Consider the following 18549-nt stretch of genomic DNA (forward strand, 5'->3'; position numbering starts at 1 on the left):
GGCTTATTTATTTATGCCTTTTTTAAGTCACTAGATACGCATATCAAGGTTACTGCTCCCTATAGTAAATATGAAGTTTGGAATGTTAATTCAAGTCTTTTCACAGAAAAAGGCTATTTTATCCTTATACAAATGAGTGAGAACATACTGTATTTCATGCTATTTATCTAAGAAAATTTAACTGGGAAATGGATGTTATACACTCCCTAGTCATCTATTATTTGATTCAACTAATGTATAGAAATTAGGTGGATTCACCTCAAATTTTATATACATTTATATATTTTCTGGTATTATCCCTCCTTCTATATAAATCCGATAGCACTTCTTATTAGATATCTTTATAAATAATGTTAGTCCTTGTTCTCTTTCTGTCACTTTTGCAGTCCACTTTAACGCTTGTGCCTCTTCTACTTCTGATTTTCACTATTCACAAAAAGCACAATTGTTCAAGTTCTAGAAATGTTATTCATGTTCTCACTTAGCATTTACTTCTCCATCCAAATTCTTTTAGACCGATGTAACAAATAAATTGTAAACACTGACAGACCCTTTTCTAATGTAATTTCCTTTGTGAGAGTAGTAATACGCTCTTACTCTTTACTAATCATTCTGCATTCCCTTGGTCAGCAAGAAACAAGACGTTTCACCAATACATTTCCCCTCTCAATTATGCAAATGAATCGTACTTAAACTAGCCCTTTATGAATTTGTTTTTTCCTTTTTCTTCTATGTATTGAAATTAAATAAAATTTTTCCGCTAAATCATTTTTATATGCATAATTATTCCTACCAGATTTCTAATTGCAATAAAAAAGGAAGCTCCAAGTATACATATCACTTAGTTCTTCCTTTTCCCCTGTATAAACTACCATCACATGATTTATATCGTAGTTCTTCATTTGTACTCCCTAATAACTTATCTATATCAATCAATATATCATCGGGCTCTTTAGATTACTCTTTTAGATCAACTAATACTATTCAAACATTATTTTATATCTTTTTGTTATGTTATGAATCATAAATAATCCCACCTGCAACTTGAAAACAACATAAAAAGGACTTCTTCAAGTCGATTAAAAATGTGCATAACAAAATTAGCTATATATGCACTAATCGGCTCAAAGAAGCCCTTTCAAAATTGAAACAAGAACACAACTTGCTTCTGCAACTCAACCACAACACATAAGGCGTGGGAATAAACGGAATTCAACAAATAACACTATAACTACATATTATACAATTTAGATTTTTGTATCAAGAATTTTTTTATTATCTTTAGTCATTTGTCAGATTTTATACAATCAATAGTATCATCTAATAAGTTAATCCCAAGATCAGATATTTTAATATTAATAGTAATCACCAGTGAAGTTTCACTAATGATGATAAATAAAAGACGCCAACTAGCGTCTTTTATTTTCCCTTCTATATTTTGGTTTTTCAATAATTTAAATTTCTACCTATAAAATGTACTCCTCGTACCATTTTGCTTTTTTAGTTTCCACTTTACTCTCTTTTTCTTCATCTCACTCTTGTATTTCTTCGTACATACGCTGCTGCTCCTTTTGACACTCCCACGGCTAAAGCCGCAAGTCCTATACCTTGCGGTGTAACGGATGGGATTCTTGAATGACTAAGCATTCGCAGTCCATTTCTGTTTTGAACAGCCTTCAAGATGAGAGTGTGCCATCACCCCTCCTAAGACAGACCATATAGGTTCTTAGGCTGATTGACTATTACCGCCAACCACAGTTGCGTAGCGGATATTCATCGCCCCAACGATATCACGATATTTCTCAAACCCACATTGACACTTGTATTTTCTGTCTTGCGCCTTGTTCTTTCCAGAACATTTCGGACATGTTTGACTTGTATAAGAAGGGTTCACATATTCGACCTTTATGCCAACTAATGTCGCTTTGTACTCGATGAATTGTGCTAAACGATGGAATGACCAAGTGTGTAGATTTTTTTCGTTTTTACGGCTTGTTCGTGCCGTCTGTCTAATGTTCGTTAGTTGCTCTAATCGAATGACAGAAATATTATTATCCGTTGCAAAATCAACGATTCCACGACTTACTTTGTGGTCTTGGTCTTGCATCCATCTTTGTTCTTTATCATCAAGTTGACGAAGGGCATTCAGTTTCTTAGCTTCTCCTAATTTCTTGCGAACACTACGAAACTTACGTTTCATAAATTTATTTTGCCTACCGTTCCCGAAGAAACAAACTTTATCATCATCTGTGATGGCTACCGCAGGAACTTTGAGACCTAAGTCTACTCCTAAAATCTTTGTTCCCGTTTTTTCGTTTGTAGGAATCGTGACAGATATTTGAGCAATCCATTTAGCAGATTTCTTCGTGATACGAAGTGTACCTAACTTGTGCTTCAGCAATTCGAAATTGCGATTATATTTGTCGATTAATAAAGCGCGAACCTTTAAACGAGTTGACTTTCCGTTTACCATAAACGGAATTGAAATGTGTGTGAAGTCAAATGAATAGTTTTGGTTATTCCATACACAAACAGGTCTTTTTAGAATCGGAACGATTTTGTATTTACTCTTTTTACCTTTGTAGAAAACACACTTTTCGCATCTTTAATTGCTTGATTTTTCGCCGCACTTGGGATATTGGCCTCAATATCCTTTGTACTTTTCTTCGTGCTTTTCTTTGCTTCAACCATTTCAGATACAAGAGCATTAATGACTTTTATATACTCGTGGCTACTTTGTTCCAATAGCATGATTTGTTCTTTTGTTGGAAGCAATTTAACTTTAACCGTGATGGTTTGTGGCACAAGTTTCACCCCCTCGTTTTTTGATTTTCAACATAATGTTTTATTGTCTCACTTGATACACTTCCAGCAATAGAAACAAAATAAGAACGCGTCCATAGGCTCGGCAAGTGTTGAAGATGTGAAAATTCTTCTCTCAAACGTTTTGATGTCACTCCTTTAATTTTTGCCATTGTATCAGCAGGACTAAGTGTTGGTGGTGTATTTAAGAACAAGTGAACGTGGTCTTTGTCGCATTCCATTGCAACAATAGAAATATCCAATCCTCCGCATATTCCTTGAACCAACTCCTTGAAACGTTCAATAAGTGATATGTAAATTTTTTTACCTTTTCACTATATGAATTACTTTATATTACATTATAATAATGTTTTTTCAGTCTTTTAGCAAATATTGTTAATCCGTTCAACGTTGATTTAAGGGTGGAAAATGAATAATTCGAATTTTTAAGGAGTAAAGATAAAATTTCATTTGCGAATTCACATAATTTTCACGCATTAAAACTCTGCATGTTGATATTTGTTATATAATGAAACCAAGCCTTAAGTAAGATAGTTTCCCTGTTACGAGTAATGAGATAGTTTGTTTCACCTTTCTATATTATCTAAAAAAGAACTTGTAGTGATGCCTACAAGTTCTTTTTGCATTTTTTATCATTTTAGCCAAGAAGACACATACCAAAATGAAGATGAATCAAGTGATGATTAATAAAGCCTATAAATTTCGAATCTACCCACATCTTGCACAAGCAATTCTAGGCAACAAAGTTAATGTTATCTCTTTACTATCAAGCGAAGGTTTTATAGTACCCTCAGAACGAAATTTTGTGCTAACTTGTAACAAAACAGCTCATTTTTTCGTTTTAAGGTATTTCAAAATATGGGCTGGATGGGTATGTATAGTGACCTCCACTTAATTATCAGAAAAACCTTAGCCTCTAATTGCATACACGCTAATTACGATGATTTCCCAATTCCAGCACCATAATGAATCTCTCCTTCTCCTCTTTTCATCAGTATTGATAGGTAATAGAGGGGCCAGTCACAAAAACAGGTTGTGAAGAAAGTCTTCTTCACAACCTGAGAGTAAGTTCTATATCCAAATATGACCTGTTCTTTTAAGTATTTAGTCTTTTATAATCTGTTATAATCGATATAACTAGAGTCATAATAAATCCACTGACCTGTTCCAATTCTTAGCCAACCATTCTTTTCTTCATATACTGTAACTTTTTCGCCTTTACTTGTCTTTCTAACAATAGAATAGTTTGTACCTGACCCGCTTCGAACATTTACCCCAATACCATTAATTTGAGCCGTTCCAACTACCTTTTCAACACTGCCATTTTCAATTACTTGTAGCATATTTAGAATGAATGTTGCTGTTTCACCACGAGTTGTTGTTCCTTTAGGGTCGTATTGATTTTCACCCTTACCTTTGACAATACCTAAGCCATACAATCTTTGTACATCTTCTTTATAGCTAATTTGGTCTTTGTCTGAGAATGGTAGGTTTACAACTGGTCCCCATATACCTTTATACTGTAAAGCCTTGTTTACAATAATTGCTGATTCTTCTCTTGTAATAGGTGTGTTTGGGTCAAAATAACCATCTCCTCTACCTTGAATGATACCTGCACTTGCAGTACGTTTAATACCATCTCGTAAAGTTGAATTTGCATCGTTTAGGTCTTTAAATGAAGCATCTCCAGCTGGCAGGTTTAGAGATTTAGAGATTAATTGAGCAAATTCGGCTCTTGTTATCGCTCTATTGGGTGCGAAAACTCCGTTTCCTTCCCCTATCATAATACCCCTTCTATTTAACTCTCGAATAGCTTCTTCATACCAACCTCCTGTAATGTCATCTTTTGGTTGATAAAGATTATTATAATATCCCTCAACGCTATTTACGAATACATCCCATTGCCCATTATTAATCATGTTAGCAGGGCAGATTTTACCGCTCCATTTTTGGTGTTTTACAATGTTATTTAACGGTACACCAGTTTCTTTCATTAAATAAGCTACAAGTTTCTTAGCGTTATCTACTGCTTTACTGTAGTTTCCGTCACTGTTAACTGCGATTTCAATTGCAATAGATTCTCTATTACCTGGACCATCACCGTCTCCTGCGTGCCATCCGTTCTCGTTTAATGGTAGATGTTGATAAATCTCTTTATCGTCTACTGTAAAATGCCACGATGCAGCTCGGTCCGTGTTACCTACTGCTTGGTTATATAGGTATTGAGCATGGTTTCTAGCACCTGCTCCTACACTTGTATTATCAGTCTCATGAATTGTAATATACTTTGGACTCATGTAGTTTTGAGGACGAATATTATCGTTACCTGTTGGAACAATCCATTCAGTGAATGGAACACCGTTTATTGTACTAGAGGTGCTAGGTGATATGGGAGACAGACTACGTTTTGTTCTGTTTGAATTGTTAGGAACAGTTAATGTGCCTGTTTCTTCATGAATACCCTCTGAGCGTTGAAGACTATCTGCTTTCTTATTGTCGACAGTACCTCCACCACGTCCGTCTACCTCTTCAAAACTAGCTTCAATACTTTTTAAAGCCTGTTCATCTGTTGTTTGAATTTGGTCTGTGTTCTCTTGCACTTGAAGGCTTGTAGATTGCTTATTGTTTACTGATTGTTGTTCCTCTGCAAACGATACCAATGGTGAAGATAATACCGTTAATCCTGCCGTGAATGCTACTACTTTTTTATTAAATTTAATGTTCATTTCTAATTTGGTATACCTCACTATTTTAATAGATATACCTTCCTCCTTGTACTTCTTTTAGTGTGAATGTTAGTTTAAATAATGGTAGCCTGAACCTTCAAAATGACGGATTGATTTTACATTTCATATGTCAAACCGACATCTATAAGTCCTACATGAAATGTCAGTACTTTAGAATTATAACACAGCACGGTTGCAATAATTCCAAGACTCTTGCAAGTAATCTCCTAATCTTCGACATGCTGATAGGATGACTCTAAAAAAGGGCATTATCAGTATGGAAAAGGGAAATTTGTTTAAATGGGGCATTATCACAGCGCTATCAAGCTAAAGTTTTATACCACCCATAAAGCAAAAAAATGTTATCCTTTCTGTAGAATTATAGGAAGGGATAGCATTTCTTTATGAATTTTTAAATGCTTACGTTTACTGAAGAATTACAGCGGCATATGCCTCCCCAGGTTCTATAAAGGACGAAGCACTTGATTATCAACATGATTGATCGCATCTAGTTTCTCAGGATAACATTTTAAGAGTTCCTATTTCAAATGGTGAAGATTACACTATAGATGATAAATTTACAACTTCACTCTTATTATTCATCTGCATAGTTTATCATAATGGAATAGCATTCAAAAAATTCCCTAACAATATAAATCCCCCTCTCCAATTCCTTGAATCTGAGCAATCGGTACATCCTTACTGGTCTTTTTGTTTTTATCGTCACCCTTTCAAATCATCTTCATATGTTGTATATAGATATCTCCTTTCGAATTGACAATGATGCCTCTTTCAAGTCCTTAATGGTACGCCTTACAAAGAGCACTTTTGAAAAGTGCTCTTTGTACTTTGTAATACACTCAATCTATAATAAAGTAATTTTAATGTATGAATAATTTACACCTGCCTCTTTGTATGAATTGTAATTATTTGTACACACTATAATTGGAAGGCTTGAATCATTGTCATTGAAAAATGTTCAGCACTTCCGCTCCTTAAGAGAACAGTCTACGCAACTGTTCTCTTTCCTTTTTTAACAAATATAACAGGACAAGCATAGTTAACTATCCTACGATCGATTGCATTGCAACAGTCTCAACGTTTCCTCAACAATTTCTCAATATTTTTCATGGACAATAGCACACTTCCTCACCGTTATTAATATCTTAATATTAAATACTGAAAGGAGGTGCTAAAAAATGACTTGGTTCATTATTTTAGGATTTATGCTTATTTTAAGTATAGGCAGCTTTCATACACATAGTATTCATATCATTTTCAAAATAGATTCAGACATAAAAGCTATGCCAAGTTGGTCTTTCATTAATAAAATAAACTTTCAAACATTTAAAGAATTTTTAAAAAACCCAAACAGGAATAAACTCAAAAGCCTTACCATAGGAGAGCTGTTTATCCCTTTAAGTCTATTCAATAAATTATTTGGAAAAACATTAATTTTTCTACTCCTATTCTTCTATTCTCAATACTTCAATTAAATATAATATGAGTTGAGTAAAAGAATAGCAGTCGCCAACCATAACAAACAACAGACCGTCTATTACAGACGGTCTGTTTTAAAACAAATTGACTATATCAACAGAATAAGGACACTTTAAATATTCATTATATTCTTATTATTAATGAAAAAAATGGTAGTAATAAGTGCATTAGCATATAGCACGAATAGTTTACATGCACCTCAACAATCTTCTTCTAATGGTAGAGATACACCAGCACCAACAATTCCTAGTGTCTCTGTAGAAGTATCTATTAATTAATGTAATACATTTTTCTTAGTTATAAAATCAGAAAATTCAACTTTTTATAAAAATGGTGAATACACCGGATTGAATATTGAACCCTTAGTCCGAAACAAATTTGTTTCGGACTATTCACGTTACTATAATTGTACGTAGAATGATAGACTAAAACTTCCACTTAGTCTTGTTCTGTAATTTCTTCTCTTTTTGAAGTAAGGCCTTTAACTTTTTTAAATAATCGATTTCCATACGTAAACATTCATTTTCATCTTTTAATGTCTCTATACCCCCTTCAATAGTTGCATTATTTAACTTTGATCTTGTCTTTTCCATAACTGCCCACCTTTCTTCTTTTTATATGAGAATTCCACGCCTTTTAAATCATATATTTCCCTTTACCTACTAACTATTCCAATAAATTCTTTAACACAAGCAATTCATTTATTTCATTTGTTTTTATTTTATTTCTCAGAATTTCAAATATATCTTTTGAAAAACTCCTGGTATTCCATTCATATTTATCTCTCCTAAATAAATCGTAATACATATTATACCCAACAAATTTATAAGCTTTAATCTTATTTTTAACAAAACCTTCATAATTTTAAATACACATAACACTTCATGCTGTCAACTCCCCCTATATTGATAAATGTGAAACATCTAATTTACTTGACATTTCAATGACTTATGACAGGAAAATATATACATTTAATTAAACCTAATGTATCTTTGGTTTGTAAGTCTTAGTTAGTTGGCCAACTTTTAATACAATTTAATAATTAAAAATAAGGGGGATTTAAAAATGAATCAAGTATTAAGGAAAAGTAAGAAAAAAATGATGTATCTAGTCGGTTCACTTCTAATTTCTCTATCAATGTTTTCAACTACAAGTTTTGCAGCTACAGAAGGTGCTGTAAAAAGTGTTACAAATAGTAATTATACTGGAATTGCAACTGATATAAACCTACCAAAATCAGTTGTTGTTAAGGATGGATATGTGAATTGGTATTTAGGTATTGGAGCATCTAAAGTTGAAGGTGGTATTTCAAAAACACCAAGTGGATATAAAGTATTTCTTAATTCAGGATATAATGAATCAGGTCAAAACAATAAGTATTGGAACACACAATATGATACATCAATTAAAGATGGTGATCGAGTAAACCTTAAAATAATTAATAACGGCAATGGTACGGTTACTATGTATGTAAATGGAATCCCTAGATATACAAATCAGCCTGTATATGGCTCATTTTCTCAATACGAACCAGTAAAAATGGTTCAGGGCGTTGAAGATACTGGACGTAATTCATTTAGCCAAGCTAGCTTTTCAAACGTACTTCTAAGAGCAGATACATCTGGATCTATCTACACGAGTTGGAACAGTTCTATTTCTTCCACATTTTCTAAACATGGTACTTATAGTGACAATTTCACAATTTATTCTCAAGTACCATTAAGCGCAAGTTTACGCTAAGGTTGCTCTTGTATACGAATGATTTTGTAAAAAAAGGTAGCTGTACTTTTTGTACAGCTACCTTTTTCATATGGTGAATTTTTAATAGATATTCTATCAGACATAAGTTACATTCTTCATATTTTAGCTTCTTTGAATTAAATAGTACTTAATCAGCTTGTCTTATTACTTCACTTAACGTAACGAGATTCAGCTTATAGCAACTACAACACGCTTTATTATTAATAATACTACTCTTCTTATTTTAACTTTAATTCCATTGCATTGATTTTTTAATAATAAATATACAACTTAGTAATGTTAATAGATATACAATAAGAATAATATACAACTGTTTTGGTTCAATGCTATTCATATAAAGACTCATAATTGGATATGACCAAGGAAATAGTATCCAATAGTTTGTATGAGAGATAAAAAAACTACCCAGTCCACCTATAACTCCTACTAATAATGAAAGTAGAGGGATTTTATAGAATATTATATTTATTAAAAAATGTAGATTCACTATAATTAGAGAGCTAATTACCATAAAAAGTATAGAAAAACTTAAACTTTGATAAACAGTCCCGAGACTATCAACCGTTAATACTATAGGTATACTAGTTATGACTAAAGCACATATTAAATAACAAAAAGTAATTATTGAACAAAACAAAAACTTATTACTTAATATAGTTTTTAAAGTAACTCCATGATAAATAGCAGACATATATCCTTTTCTTCTGAATTCGTTTACAAAAGAAAATGACACTAATAGACCTATTGCAATTGGTAAAAATAATCTACAAAAAAGACTTAGAATCGCTATATGCATGTCAACGCCATCTTTTACTTGAGACAATACAGTTAAAAAAACTTGAAAACTTATTGGTATCAACAAAAATACTAGTAACAGGATATACAACCCATTATGAAGACTTTTTTTATATTCACCTAAAATACCCACTTATTTCACCCTTTATTATTCATATGTATAATATTTAAAACTCACACTTAATAACATAATTCCTAAAATATATATTGAAGAACTTGCAAGATATATTAAAATAGTTGGTTTTTTAATCATTACGTCACTTACTATATTCAATGCATAAAATATTGGAAATGTCTTTGTGAATATTGCAGGGAATAATCCATATGTTACGCTAAAGAAAATCCAAATAACTGACAAGGATGCTGCTAGAATTCCCTTTTTTATAATTAAATGAAAAAGCAATTGAGAATATGGTATTGCTAAAGATAAAATGGTACAAAGTAACAACATTTTTAAAAAATACAGTATGGGTATTTCATATCCATTTATAAAAATATAGATACCTACAACTGTAAAATTTAAAATATTAAAGATCAAATAGAGCAGTATAAACAATAGATTTTTAGCTACCAATAACTTGAATTTTGAAATTGGCTTTGTATAAATAATAGCCCAAGTACCATATTTATTTTCAGAAGAAATAATAAAATACCACATACAAGCAGAAAAAATGCTTAACGTTAGTGTATTAAAGTTAACTGTAATTGCTATAAGATTTGTAGATTGAAACATGTCAGGGTTATTCTTGTTAAAAATAAAATAACTTATACACAAAAAGCTTGATAATAATGAAAAAAACAAAGAAAATAATAATAATTTTTTCCCACCAATTTTCCTCATCTCACTATTCACACTTTTAAAGATAAATTGCATTATTATAGTAGCTCCTTTTGTTTAGTTAAAGATAAAAATACTTCCTCTAACGTTGGCTTTTTAGGGCTAACTTCAAAAATATCTATATCATTCCTAATTAATATTCTAGTTAAACTAGGAACACTGTTTTGATCTATTATTAGCTTGAATACCCCTTCTTTTTCTATGCTATAAGATATACCCTCTGCATTCAAAATTCTTTCTGTGACAGTTGTATCATTAACATGAATAATATATTCTCCAGAGGTAATAATACTGTTTAAATTCCCTTCATAGAGTAAGCTACCCTTATGTAGTAACGCTATGTGATCTGCTATCATTTCAATTTCAGCTAAATTATGACTAGAGATAAATATAGTCTTCCCCTCATTTTTTACTAAATGAAGTAACAAGCGTCTAATCTCATGTACTCCCTCTGGGTCTAATCCATTTGTCGGCTCGTCCAGAATTAGTATTTTAGGATTATTAAGAATAGCAAAGGAAATACCTAGCCTTTGTTTCATTCCTAAAGAAAAATCTTTCACTTTTTTATCCTTTGCTTTATATATTCCTGTAGTTTTTAATACTCTATCTATTTCTTCTAAAGGTTTATTAATCATTTTTTGTACATAGGCTAAATTTTCATAAGCTGTTAAATTAGGATAATAGGTAGGTGAGTCAATAAAACAACCCACATTTTCAAATAATTTTTCTTTCCATTCTTTGATATCTTTGTTATTAAATAATATCGTTCCTTTATCTAATGGAATTAATCCTAATAACATTCGCATTGTTGTTGTTTTCCCTGCACCATTTGGTCCAATAAAAGCATATAAACTTCCTTCAGGAACAGATAAGCTTAAATCTCTGACAATGGATTGATTATCAAAAGATTTTGTTAAATTTTTAGTTTGAATTGCTAATTTCATTTTGTTCCTCACTTCCTCATTCCAAAATAAAAGTAAGTATCTAATAAGTCCTCGACTTATTAGATACTCTATTTATCCTTTACCTAATGTTTGCAACTTGGATTTCGAAAATATTTCTCGTTGTTTTAATTTTTTATCAGTAAGCTCATAAACTCTATCTACACGTTCTAAAATACTTTCGTCATGAGTGATAATAATCTTAGTGGATGATAAGGAAAATATATTTTCAATAACAGTATTTGCTGTTTCTCTATCTAAATGGTTAGTTGGTTCATCTAAAATAAGAATCGGATATTCTTTCATGAACAGGCGTAACATTGCTAACCTTTGTCTTTGGCCACCGGAGAAATTTGTTCCTCCCTCAGATATAAAAATATCAGTTACACTTTGAAATTGAATATAATTACTTAAATTCAATTTATCTATAGCATTCTGGGTTTTTAAAGGGTCATAATTTATATCAAAGTAAGATAAATTCTCAAATAGACTTCCTCTAAAAAGAACTCCATCCTGGGTCATTAGTCCTACCTTTTTTCTTAGTTCCTCACTGTTCCAATCTTTAATATCTCTATCGTCTATTAATATATTACCCTTATCGGGAGTATGTAATTTTAATAATAAGTTAGCCAAAGTGGATTTACCGCTGCCACTTTCTCCAACAATAGCAATACTTTCGTTATTTTTAATGTTTAAACTTAAGTTTTCTATTATTTTTTTATCATCAAAACTAAACGAAATATTATTGAATTGAATTGAGCCTCTAAGAATGTCTACTTCGGTATCCGATCCATTTTTTTCTAACACCTCTTCCAAGATATCTAAAGTTCTTAATAAAAGAGGTTTAACTGAATTCCAATTTAAAATTGATCCTATAATCGTTGAAACCGGAGAAAATATAATACTAGATATGGCAATAAAGAAGAAAATATTACTTAAATCCCCTTCTCCCTTACTAAAATTATAAAATCCTACAGCAAGCATTATGATAATAAATATTGTTGATAGGGAGCTATTAAATGATTCTAAAGCATTTTGTTTTAGCACTCTTTTATGTACCGTATCTAGATATTTATTATAATCTTTTTTCCATACAGATTTAATTCTAGAAAAAATCCCCGTGGCCTTTACATAATACATCGCTTTTAATGATTCATTAATTTTCCCTCTATGTTCTCCTAGGTAATACGTTTCGACTAAATTAGCATTATATATAAATTTTCCTAAGGAAATATTGATGAATAGGGAACTGGCAATAAAAAACATCAATATTAAAGTATAAAAAGTCTCAGTATATAATAGATACATCAATAATGGAATGATAACTACTATTGATATAATCATTTCAATTAGATCTTCTAAAATATATCCTCGTATTGACTCTAGACTCATGATTCTTACATTTAAATCACCTGCGTGACGTGTAGTAATCTTTTCTATGGGGATATTAAACATATGCTCAAAAACTTTTGTTGTACTTTTTCTATCAATTTCTTTTTGAAATTTTACTTTTATAATTGAAGTTATAGATTTTATCCCTATAACAACTATTAAACTCCCCAAAATAATTAAAAGATATTTTACATCAACTTCCTTTGAAGCATTCAAAATATCCATAAACTTTTTCAAAATAAAAGGGAAAGCAAAAATTGAGATTTGTGCTAATAATACTAATAGTGCTAGTAAAAGAATCTGACTAGGGGATACAAAATGATCAATATATCTAAGTAGTATATGTTTTTCACGCTTTTTAATATTTGGCTGTATATCTTCTTTGTTTTCTATTACTAAAATATAGTTACAAAACATCTCTTCAAAACTTCTTATATTGATTACCATTGGCCCTGCCTTAGGATCTACAATATAAAATTTATTTTCTTTAACCCTTTCAATAATTACAAAATGATTAAAGCCCCAAAATGCTATCATCGGCTTTTGTATCCTTTGTAAATCAGTTATATTTTCTATCCTATATGCAGTTGCAGAGAGTCCATACGATTCACTAACTTTTTTTATGTCCAACAAACTCCATGACGATTTTTTATTAATAATTTTACTGTTTCTAATTTCCCAAGCTTGTACTGCTAAACCGTAATAATGCATAATCATTGCTAGACAACTAGGTCCACAATCAAAAGATGTCATTTGCGGTATAAACTTAATTTTCTTTCTTAACATATTTATCACCTATTCTAGGCATTAAAGTATAAAATGCTATTTAGTTTATTATTCTCTAACCTTTGTAAAAAATACAAAATACTTCCTAAACCTGTAAATAATGAAATTTTATGAGGATTAAAATCTTCTATATCAAAATTATTCAAAAAGTTATTTGTTACTTTCATAACAATTTGTTTTTCATTTCGCTCTAGCATACCTCTATTTTCTAACTCCAATAAAAAGTCTAATTTCCCCATTAAACCATGACATAAACAATAATCACTGTTTTCATTTAATGTACTTAAGATTTGATTTTTAAAAAAGATTAAATCCGATTGTATATCTTCATTTTGATATGATTCTAAAATTTTAATTCTTGATATTCCCATTCCACTAAACCCTTTACACCAGCTATCAGTATACTCATATTTACTCGTACTCATTTTCTCACTTTTATGTATACCATGTATTACTCTATCGTACTTATTGGTTTTTAATATGTCTTTTAACTTATAAAATGCGAGAAGTTGACCTGATAATCCATGAACAAATCCCTTTAATGAATCTTCTAAATTTAGAGTATCGTGAGCTTTCCAATATACAAATTCATTATCTGTTTGCATATTATTGACAATGTAGTCACCGAGATTTTCAGCCACTTCAAGCAATATTTTATACTTAGGATTAACTTGATAAAACTTAACTGCAGTTAAAACTAGACCGGCTGAACCACCTAATATATCAAAATGTTTATCGTTATATCCACCTTTTTCGATATCTGAGTTGATACTCATAAATATTTGCAATATCACCTTTTCATTGAGAGAGGTTATATGCGGTAAATTTGTTAAATAGTAAGAAACAATAGCATTAACACCATTTACAAAACCATAATTATTTTTATTTTTGGTTAGAATTTCTAACAAGGCTTTTTGTTCGAGTTTATTTATAAATTCAATGTAATTAGGATCAGCATTATTTCTCAATAATGAACTTATTCCCAATAATCCATCATATATTCCATTATTCAAATGGTTTATCTCGAGCTCCCCTTGCCAATTTGTTTTTAGTCCAATAAAATCTACATCACCGCCTTTTGATATATAACTACCATCCAGAATTTTCCCTGTAATTGCTTCCTTTATTTTATTTGTAGATAATTTAGTCTGAAAATTAATTGTTTCCTTTACTGAATTCAGCTTATATAGATTATCATTTTGATTGGAAAGGGATATTTCTATAATTTTTCTTTGTAATAAAAAGTCAGCATATGAAATTTTTTGGAATTTCATTTCTAAATCTATTTCATTACTTGATAAACTCTCGCAAGCCCCCCATTCATACTTATTAAAGAAATATGGAACATCATAGGATAATAGTGCCTCTATCTCTTTTTGAATAATATCTTTCCTCGTAGCCAAATATGTGTTTTTTTCGAGAATATTTCGTAAATATTTTATAGTCTTTAATTTATTCTCTAATAAATCCGGAACATTTAGTCTATCTAATAAAAGAGTATAGACTTTTGTATTTCGATATACTTTTCGATAATTCCATTTAGAAATACTGTTTTTTAAAATATACATATATTCCTCTTTATTTTTTAAAACTGAATTATATGCATCTTCGAAACCTTTAATAATATCATTTATATAATTATCATACTCGTATATATCATTGTTAAAAAAAGGTAAATTCTGAACTGTATCTTCTATTATTGTCTCTTCTCTTATTTCAATTGGATTGGATGTAAATTCATTTTTTATTTTAATTGTTTTTACCAAAGTCTTCATTACTCTCCCAATTGCACTGTAATCCCTTATTACCTCTCTACCTCCACTAAACCTTATAGGTAGCATTCTAGAATTTAATACTGAATTAGATAATATAAAACTACTGTTTTCTTCAGCGATACTTGGATTTAATGTACTTCCTAATGTCTCAAAATCAATTATGACTGGTGAGGATCCTTGAGCTATAATATTTTCATTATGTATGTCACTTCCATTAATCAGATATATTACAGAAAGCACGACGCCTAAATTATAATAATAATCTTTAATTTGCTCATTAGATTCACATGATTCATGATTAATAAATTCCATATATCCATAATTTTTTTTATTAACTACTTGTGGAATAAAGATATCTGTATTTAAATCTTTATTCAGTTGATTAATTAAACTGTGATATAAAATAGAATTTTTCAAATCAACTGGTTTTAAAATTATCTTATGATTAAATTTATCTTCTAAAAGGATTGTTCGCTTTCCATTATTATGATAGTCACCTAGGTTAGTAACTTTTTCCAGATGCATAATATTAAAACCCGACATTTTATGAATTTCTTTTTGATCTTTTTTAAGAGCTCCTTGTAACCACATCAAATAATTTATTTCATTTTCAATTATTGTAAAAATTTTTTCATTTAGTAAAGGTAACATTTTAAAGAAATTCACATGAATTTTTTTAAAATGAAAGAAATTCCTCGTAAAATACTTATATTCTTCATTGGTATCCATTCCTATTAAAGCTTTTTCTACTCTAAGTTTATTTATGTATACAATTAAGGATGGTCTTAATACTTGATATAATCTTTTTTCTAAATCCAACATTATCGATTCAGAAATCCTCTCAACATTACCAAAAAAATCAATTTTATTTATTATCATATTTTTAAAGAATGCTACATATGTTTGTATTATTTTTTGAAAGTTATAGTTTTCATCATTCTTAATAACATCGTTACATGAAAAATCCTCTAAAAAGATAATAAAATTTTTTTCTAGGTCTTCTTTTGTTACTAAAGAGGACACATTATCTATTGTATTTAAAATTCCACGTGAATTATTTTTCATAATAACCTCTTCTTTTTATAGGTAGGAGAAATAGTTAGAAATTCATTATCATTAAAGAGAGTAAGGCCTTTTGCCTTACTCTCTTTAACTATTAGTAGCATCTTTTACAAGTCCAGATTCCATTAATTGGTACGCATATTTGAGGTGTCACTCTTGGACAATCTTTAGTTAAAGTTTCAATATAACCAGGTCCTATACCACCAACTAATTGTTCAAGCTCTTCATCTTCTACAACTTGTAAATATTTTTCATTCTCCATTCCAATACCTACCTTCTTATTTTTTTGAAAATGTTGTTATAAATTCAATAATCTACCACAACATTGTCTGAAAATAATATACCATTAAATGTTAATTAAAAAAAGATATATTTACAAAAAATAAAATAATAGGATATTTAACTATATTGATATAATAAAAAGAAACGTGCTTATTATAGCGTTAAAATTTAAACACTATTTTCTTAACTGATATTTTTTTATTTTATAAATTTGTTATAATCGATGCTGATTATTAATTTAAATAATTCTTCTAATACCTAAATAACGATTAAGAATTGTAATTACACTTATGAAAAAAATTAGATTTATAGAAGATAACTATCAAGAATATTTTACCATAAAAGGAGATAATCGACTCTTTTTCTTTAATTGTATATGAACTCGCCAATAAATTTCAATTATGAAATAACTTTAATATATTTAATTTCTCTTACAAAATCCACCCTGCCTAAAAGGCTTTGTCAGAATCTAATATCAAGCTTGAATTGCAAAAATCGTGTCAAAAATAAAAAGATGAAATTGTAAGTATGTTCACTTCTCAATTCCATCTCTTTTAAAAATTGTATATCATCAATTCTCTTGTTCCTCGCTATTCTACCAAATTAATAGCAACACATTATGTAGATATAGGTTTATACTATTCTACATTTAAATACATGTAATATTGCCTATACTTTGTTATTTTCATGTGAAACTAATTCACTATATATCTCTTTCTCTATATTTTTCAAGAGAATTTCCAACCTATTTTTTGTAGCTAGATTAAAATGTGGATTTAATTCTTTTATTATAAATTCAAGTATCTCAAAGCTTATGTAATCTCCTAATTCAAGTGAATATTGATCACCCAAGAAAGTTTTTAATTTTTTAGAGATCTCCACTTTATCTTTTTTGGTAATATTTACCCCATCCGATAACAAACCTCTCTTAGATTAGTCTTAAATACTAATTCAAAAAGTTTTTATAACATAATAAAAATATTTTGGAATTAATATAAATCATATAATGAAATTTTTACAAATAAATAAAAAATATACATCATAATCATTAAACAATATATTAAGCATCATAAACATATATTGGCTCGTCATAAAGGCGTAAACATTTTGACCAATTTCCACATAACGTTTCCCATTCACCAGCAGGATATACTTCCGTACGCAATATATGAAGTGGTATACGTAAATTCAATAACCGACCACTAAGCGTCGTACGAGTAACTCCCGCTGGCATTAAAAACTTTGCTTCAATTACCTTTTTCAGTTCCATCAACGAGTATTCTGGATAACTCATCAATATTTCATTTGAATGAGGCCAGACCTCAGTATCATTTGAATGACGGCGTACCGTATACTCATGTTGATATAAGCTGACAATACGATGCCATATCTCTAAATGATTAAATAAATCGCTATTTAAATCCCTTGCATATAAAAAATGTACTTGTTTATTTGCTTCTGTAATTTTTGCAAGCAAACGTTTATTAGCAATAATCTTACCTGACCAAATTATTGTAGGTTCTTTCTTTAAATTATTTACCCATTCCCCCATTGGTAATAAATGATTCCAAGCACGAATTTTTATTTTTTCATCAGGTACTACCTGTACAGCAACGCGTTTACAACCTAATGCCATCATAGCCTTCATACGATGGGCACCATCAAGTAACAGATAATTACCATCACTAAGCTCAGAGACTAAGGGAGGATTCCGTAAAACACCTTCACTTTCCATTACACGACAAATTTGTTCCAATCGTTTGTGTTCATATGATTCATGAAAGCGAATTTGCTTGGGATGTAAGAGATCTAAGGCCGAAATAATTTCACTCATAAAAACAGCTCCTCAAATAATTACATAAATTCTA

The 18549-nt window shown here is 30.0% G+C and carries 14 protein-coding genes and 3 pseudogenes; 4 read left to right on the plus strand and 13 right to left on the minus strand.

Annotation, left to right across the window (positions count from 1 at the left end):
- Nucleotides 1–1527 precede the first annotated feature (1527 nt).
- The 3 genes and pseudogenes from MR168_RS07235 to tnpA form a co-directional block, all read right to left on the minus strand.
- The gene (locus MR168_RS07235) at nucleotides 1528–1680 is read right to left on the minus strand and encodes a hypothetical protein (RefSeq protein ID WP_165851671.1); all 153 of its coding nucleotides are present in this window, start codon (nucleotides 1678–1680) and stop codon (nucleotides 1528–1530) included.
- A gap of 46 nt (nucleotides 1681–1726) precedes the next feature.
- Nucleotides 1727–2805, minus strand: a pseudogene (locus MR168_RS07240) (RNA-guided endonuclease TnpB family protein).
- A gap of 5 nt (nucleotides 2806–2810) precedes the next feature.
- A pseudogene (gene tnpA, locus MR168_RS07245) lies at nucleotides 2811–3107 on the minus strand (IS200/IS605 family transposase); the annotation flags it as partial.
- Between the two features lie 392 nt (nucleotides 3108–3499).
- Here tnpA and MR168_RS33885 point away from each other — a divergent pair.
- Nucleotides 3500–3568 (plus strand): annotated as a pseudogene (locus MR168_RS33885) (helix-turn-helix domain-containing protein); the annotation flags it as partial.
- A 367-nt stretch (nucleotides 3569–3935) separates the two neighbouring features.
- On the opposite strand, the gene MR168_RS07250 reads toward MR168_RS33885, so the two are convergent.
- A complete protein-coding gene (locus tag MR168_RS07250; RefSeq protein WP_086412047.1) occupies nucleotides 3936–5549 on the minus strand; it encodes an S-layer homology domain-containing protein in 1614 nt (537 codons plus the stop codon).
- Between the two features lie 1199 nt (nucleotides 5550–6748).
- Here MR168_RS07250 and MR168_RS07255 point away from each other — a divergent pair.
- Nucleotides 6749–7045, plus strand: a complete 297-nt coding sequence (locus MR168_RS07255) for a hypothetical protein (RefSeq protein ID WP_000219741.1) — start codon at nucleotides 6749–6751, stop codon at nucleotides 7043–7045.
- Between the two features lie 153 nt (nucleotides 7046–7198).
- On the plus strand, nucleotides 7199–7327 hold the full coding sequence (locus MR168_RS07260) for a hypothetical protein (RefSeq protein WP_001988227.1): 129 nt from the start codon (nucleotides 7199–7201) through the stop codon (nucleotides 7325–7327).
- A 147-nt stretch (nucleotides 7328–7474) separates the two neighbouring features.
- Here the strand turns inward: MR168_RS07260 and MR168_RS07265 are convergent, their stop codons facing one another.
- Nucleotides 7475–7642: a hypothetical protein gene (locus tag MR168_RS07265; protein ID WP_000416174.1), complete on the minus strand. Its 168-nt coding sequence runs from the start codon at nucleotides 7640–7642 to the stop codon at nucleotides 7475–7477.
- 472 nt (nucleotides 7643–8114) lie between these two features.
- Between MR168_RS07265 and MR168_RS07270 the strand changes: the two genes are divergently transcribed.
- Nucleotides 8115–8789, plus strand: a complete 675-nt coding sequence (locus MR168_RS07270) for a hypothetical protein (RefSeq protein WP_086412026.1) — start codon at nucleotides 8115–8117, stop codon at nucleotides 8787–8789.
- A 250-nt stretch (nucleotides 8790–9039) separates the two neighbouring features.
- Here MR168_RS07270 and MR168_RS07275 read toward each other — a convergent pair whose 3' ends face one another.
- The 8 genes from MR168_RS07275 to MR168_RS07310 all read right to left on the minus strand — a co-directional run bounded on the left by MR168_RS07275 (nucleotide 9040) and on the right by MR168_RS07310 (nucleotide 18515).
- On the minus strand, nucleotides 9040–9738 hold the full coding sequence (locus tag MR168_RS07275) for an ABC-2 family transporter permease (RefSeq protein ID WP_086412027.1): 699 nt from the start codon (nucleotides 9736–9738) through the stop codon (nucleotides 9040–9042).
- A 15-nt stretch (nucleotides 9739–9753) separates the two neighbouring features.
- On the minus strand, nucleotides 9754–10479 hold the full coding sequence (locus tag MR168_RS07280; protein WP_086412028.1) for an ABC transporter permease: 726 nt from the start codon (nucleotides 10477–10479) through the stop codon (nucleotides 9754–9756).
- A gap of 2 nt (nucleotides 10480–10481) precedes the next feature.
- A complete protein-coding gene (locus MR168_RS07285; protein WP_086412029.1) occupies nucleotides 10482–11387 on the minus strand; it encodes an ABC transporter ATP-binding protein in 906 nt (301 codons plus the stop codon).
- Nucleotides 11388–11459: 72 nt separating this feature from the next.
- A complete protein-coding gene (locus MR168_RS07290; protein ID WP_242291215.1) occupies nucleotides 11460–13562 on the minus strand; it encodes a peptidase domain-containing ABC transporter in 2103 nt (700 codons plus the stop codon).
- Between the two features lie 14 nt (nucleotides 13563–13576).
- Entirely contained in the window at nucleotides 13577–16402 is a 2826-nt protein-coding gene (gene lanM, locus MR168_RS07295; protein WP_086412031.1) for a type 2 lanthipeptide synthetase LanM, read from the minus strand.
- Between the two features lie 91 nt (nucleotides 16403–16493).
- Nucleotides 16494–16661: a type A2 lanthipeptide gene (locus tag MR168_RS07300; protein WP_000426726.1), complete on the minus strand. Its 168-nt coding sequence runs from the start codon at nucleotides 16659–16661 to the stop codon at nucleotides 16494–16496.
- A gap of 689 nt (nucleotides 16662–17350) precedes the next feature.
- Complete coding sequence (locus MR168_RS07305; protein ID WP_000947505.1) at nucleotides 17351–17602, minus strand: DUF2164 family protein; 252 nt, start codon at nucleotides 17600–17602, stop codon at nucleotides 17351–17353.
- A gap of 139 nt (nucleotides 17603–17741) precedes the next feature.
- Nucleotides 17742–18515: a ParB N-terminal domain-containing protein gene (locus MR168_RS07310; protein ID WP_001289608.1), complete on the minus strand. Its 774-nt coding sequence runs from the start codon at nucleotides 18513–18515 to the stop codon at nucleotides 17742–17744.
- Between the last annotated feature and the right edge of the window lie 34 nt (nucleotides 18516–18549).

The sequence above is a fragment of the Bacillus cereus group sp. BfR-BA-01356 genome (assembly GCF_022663635.1).
Classification (GTDB): domain Bacteria; phylum Bacillota; class Bacilli; order Bacillales; family Bacillaceae_G; genus Bacillus_A; species Bacillus_A cereus.

Bases quoted from the DNA above. Each gene is read 5' to 3' on its own strand.
- MR168_RS07285 (WP_086412029.1), bottom strand. From the start codon at position 11,387: ATGAAATTAGCAATTCAAACTAAAAATTTAACAAAATCTTTTGATAAT.
- MR168_RS07310 (WP_001289608.1), bottom strand. From the start codon at position 18,515: ATGAGTGAAATTATTTCGGCCTTAGATCTCTTACATCCCAAGCAAATT.
- MR168_RS07255 (WP_000219741.1), top strand. From the start codon at position 6,749: ATGACTTGGTTCATTATTTTAGGATTTATGCTTATTTTAAGTATAGGC.
- MR168_RS07300 (WP_000426726.1), bottom strand. From the start codon at position 16,661: ATGGAGAATGAAAAATATTTACAAGTTGTAGAAGATGAAGAGCTTGAA.
- MR168_RS07260 (WP_001988227.1), top strand. From the start codon at position 7,199: ATGGTAGTAATAAGTGCATTAGCATATAGCACGAATAGTTTACATGCA.
- MR168_RS07280 (WP_086412028.1), bottom strand. From the start codon at position 10,479: ATGCAATTTATCTTTAAAAGTGTGAATAGTGAGATGAGGAAAATTGGT.
- MR168_RS07265 (WP_000416174.1), bottom strand. From the start codon at position 7,642: ATGGAAAAGACAAGATCAAAGTTAAATAATGCAACTATTGAAGGGGGT.
- MR168_RS07270 (WP_086412026.1), top strand. From the start codon at position 8,115: ATGAATCAAGTATTAAGGAAAAGTAAGAAAAAAATGATGTATCTAGTC.
- MR168_RS07250 (WP_086412047.1), bottom strand. From the start codon at position 5,549: ATGAACATTAAATTTAATAAAAAAGTAGTAGCATTCACGGCAGGATTA.
- lanM (WP_086412031.1), bottom strand. From the start codon at position 16,402: ATGAAAAATAATTCACGTGGAATTTTAAATACAATAGATAATGTGTCC.
- MR168_RS07290 (WP_242291215.1), bottom strand. From the start codon at position 13,562: ATGTTAAGAAAGAAAATTAAGTTTATACCGCAAATGACATCTTTTGAT.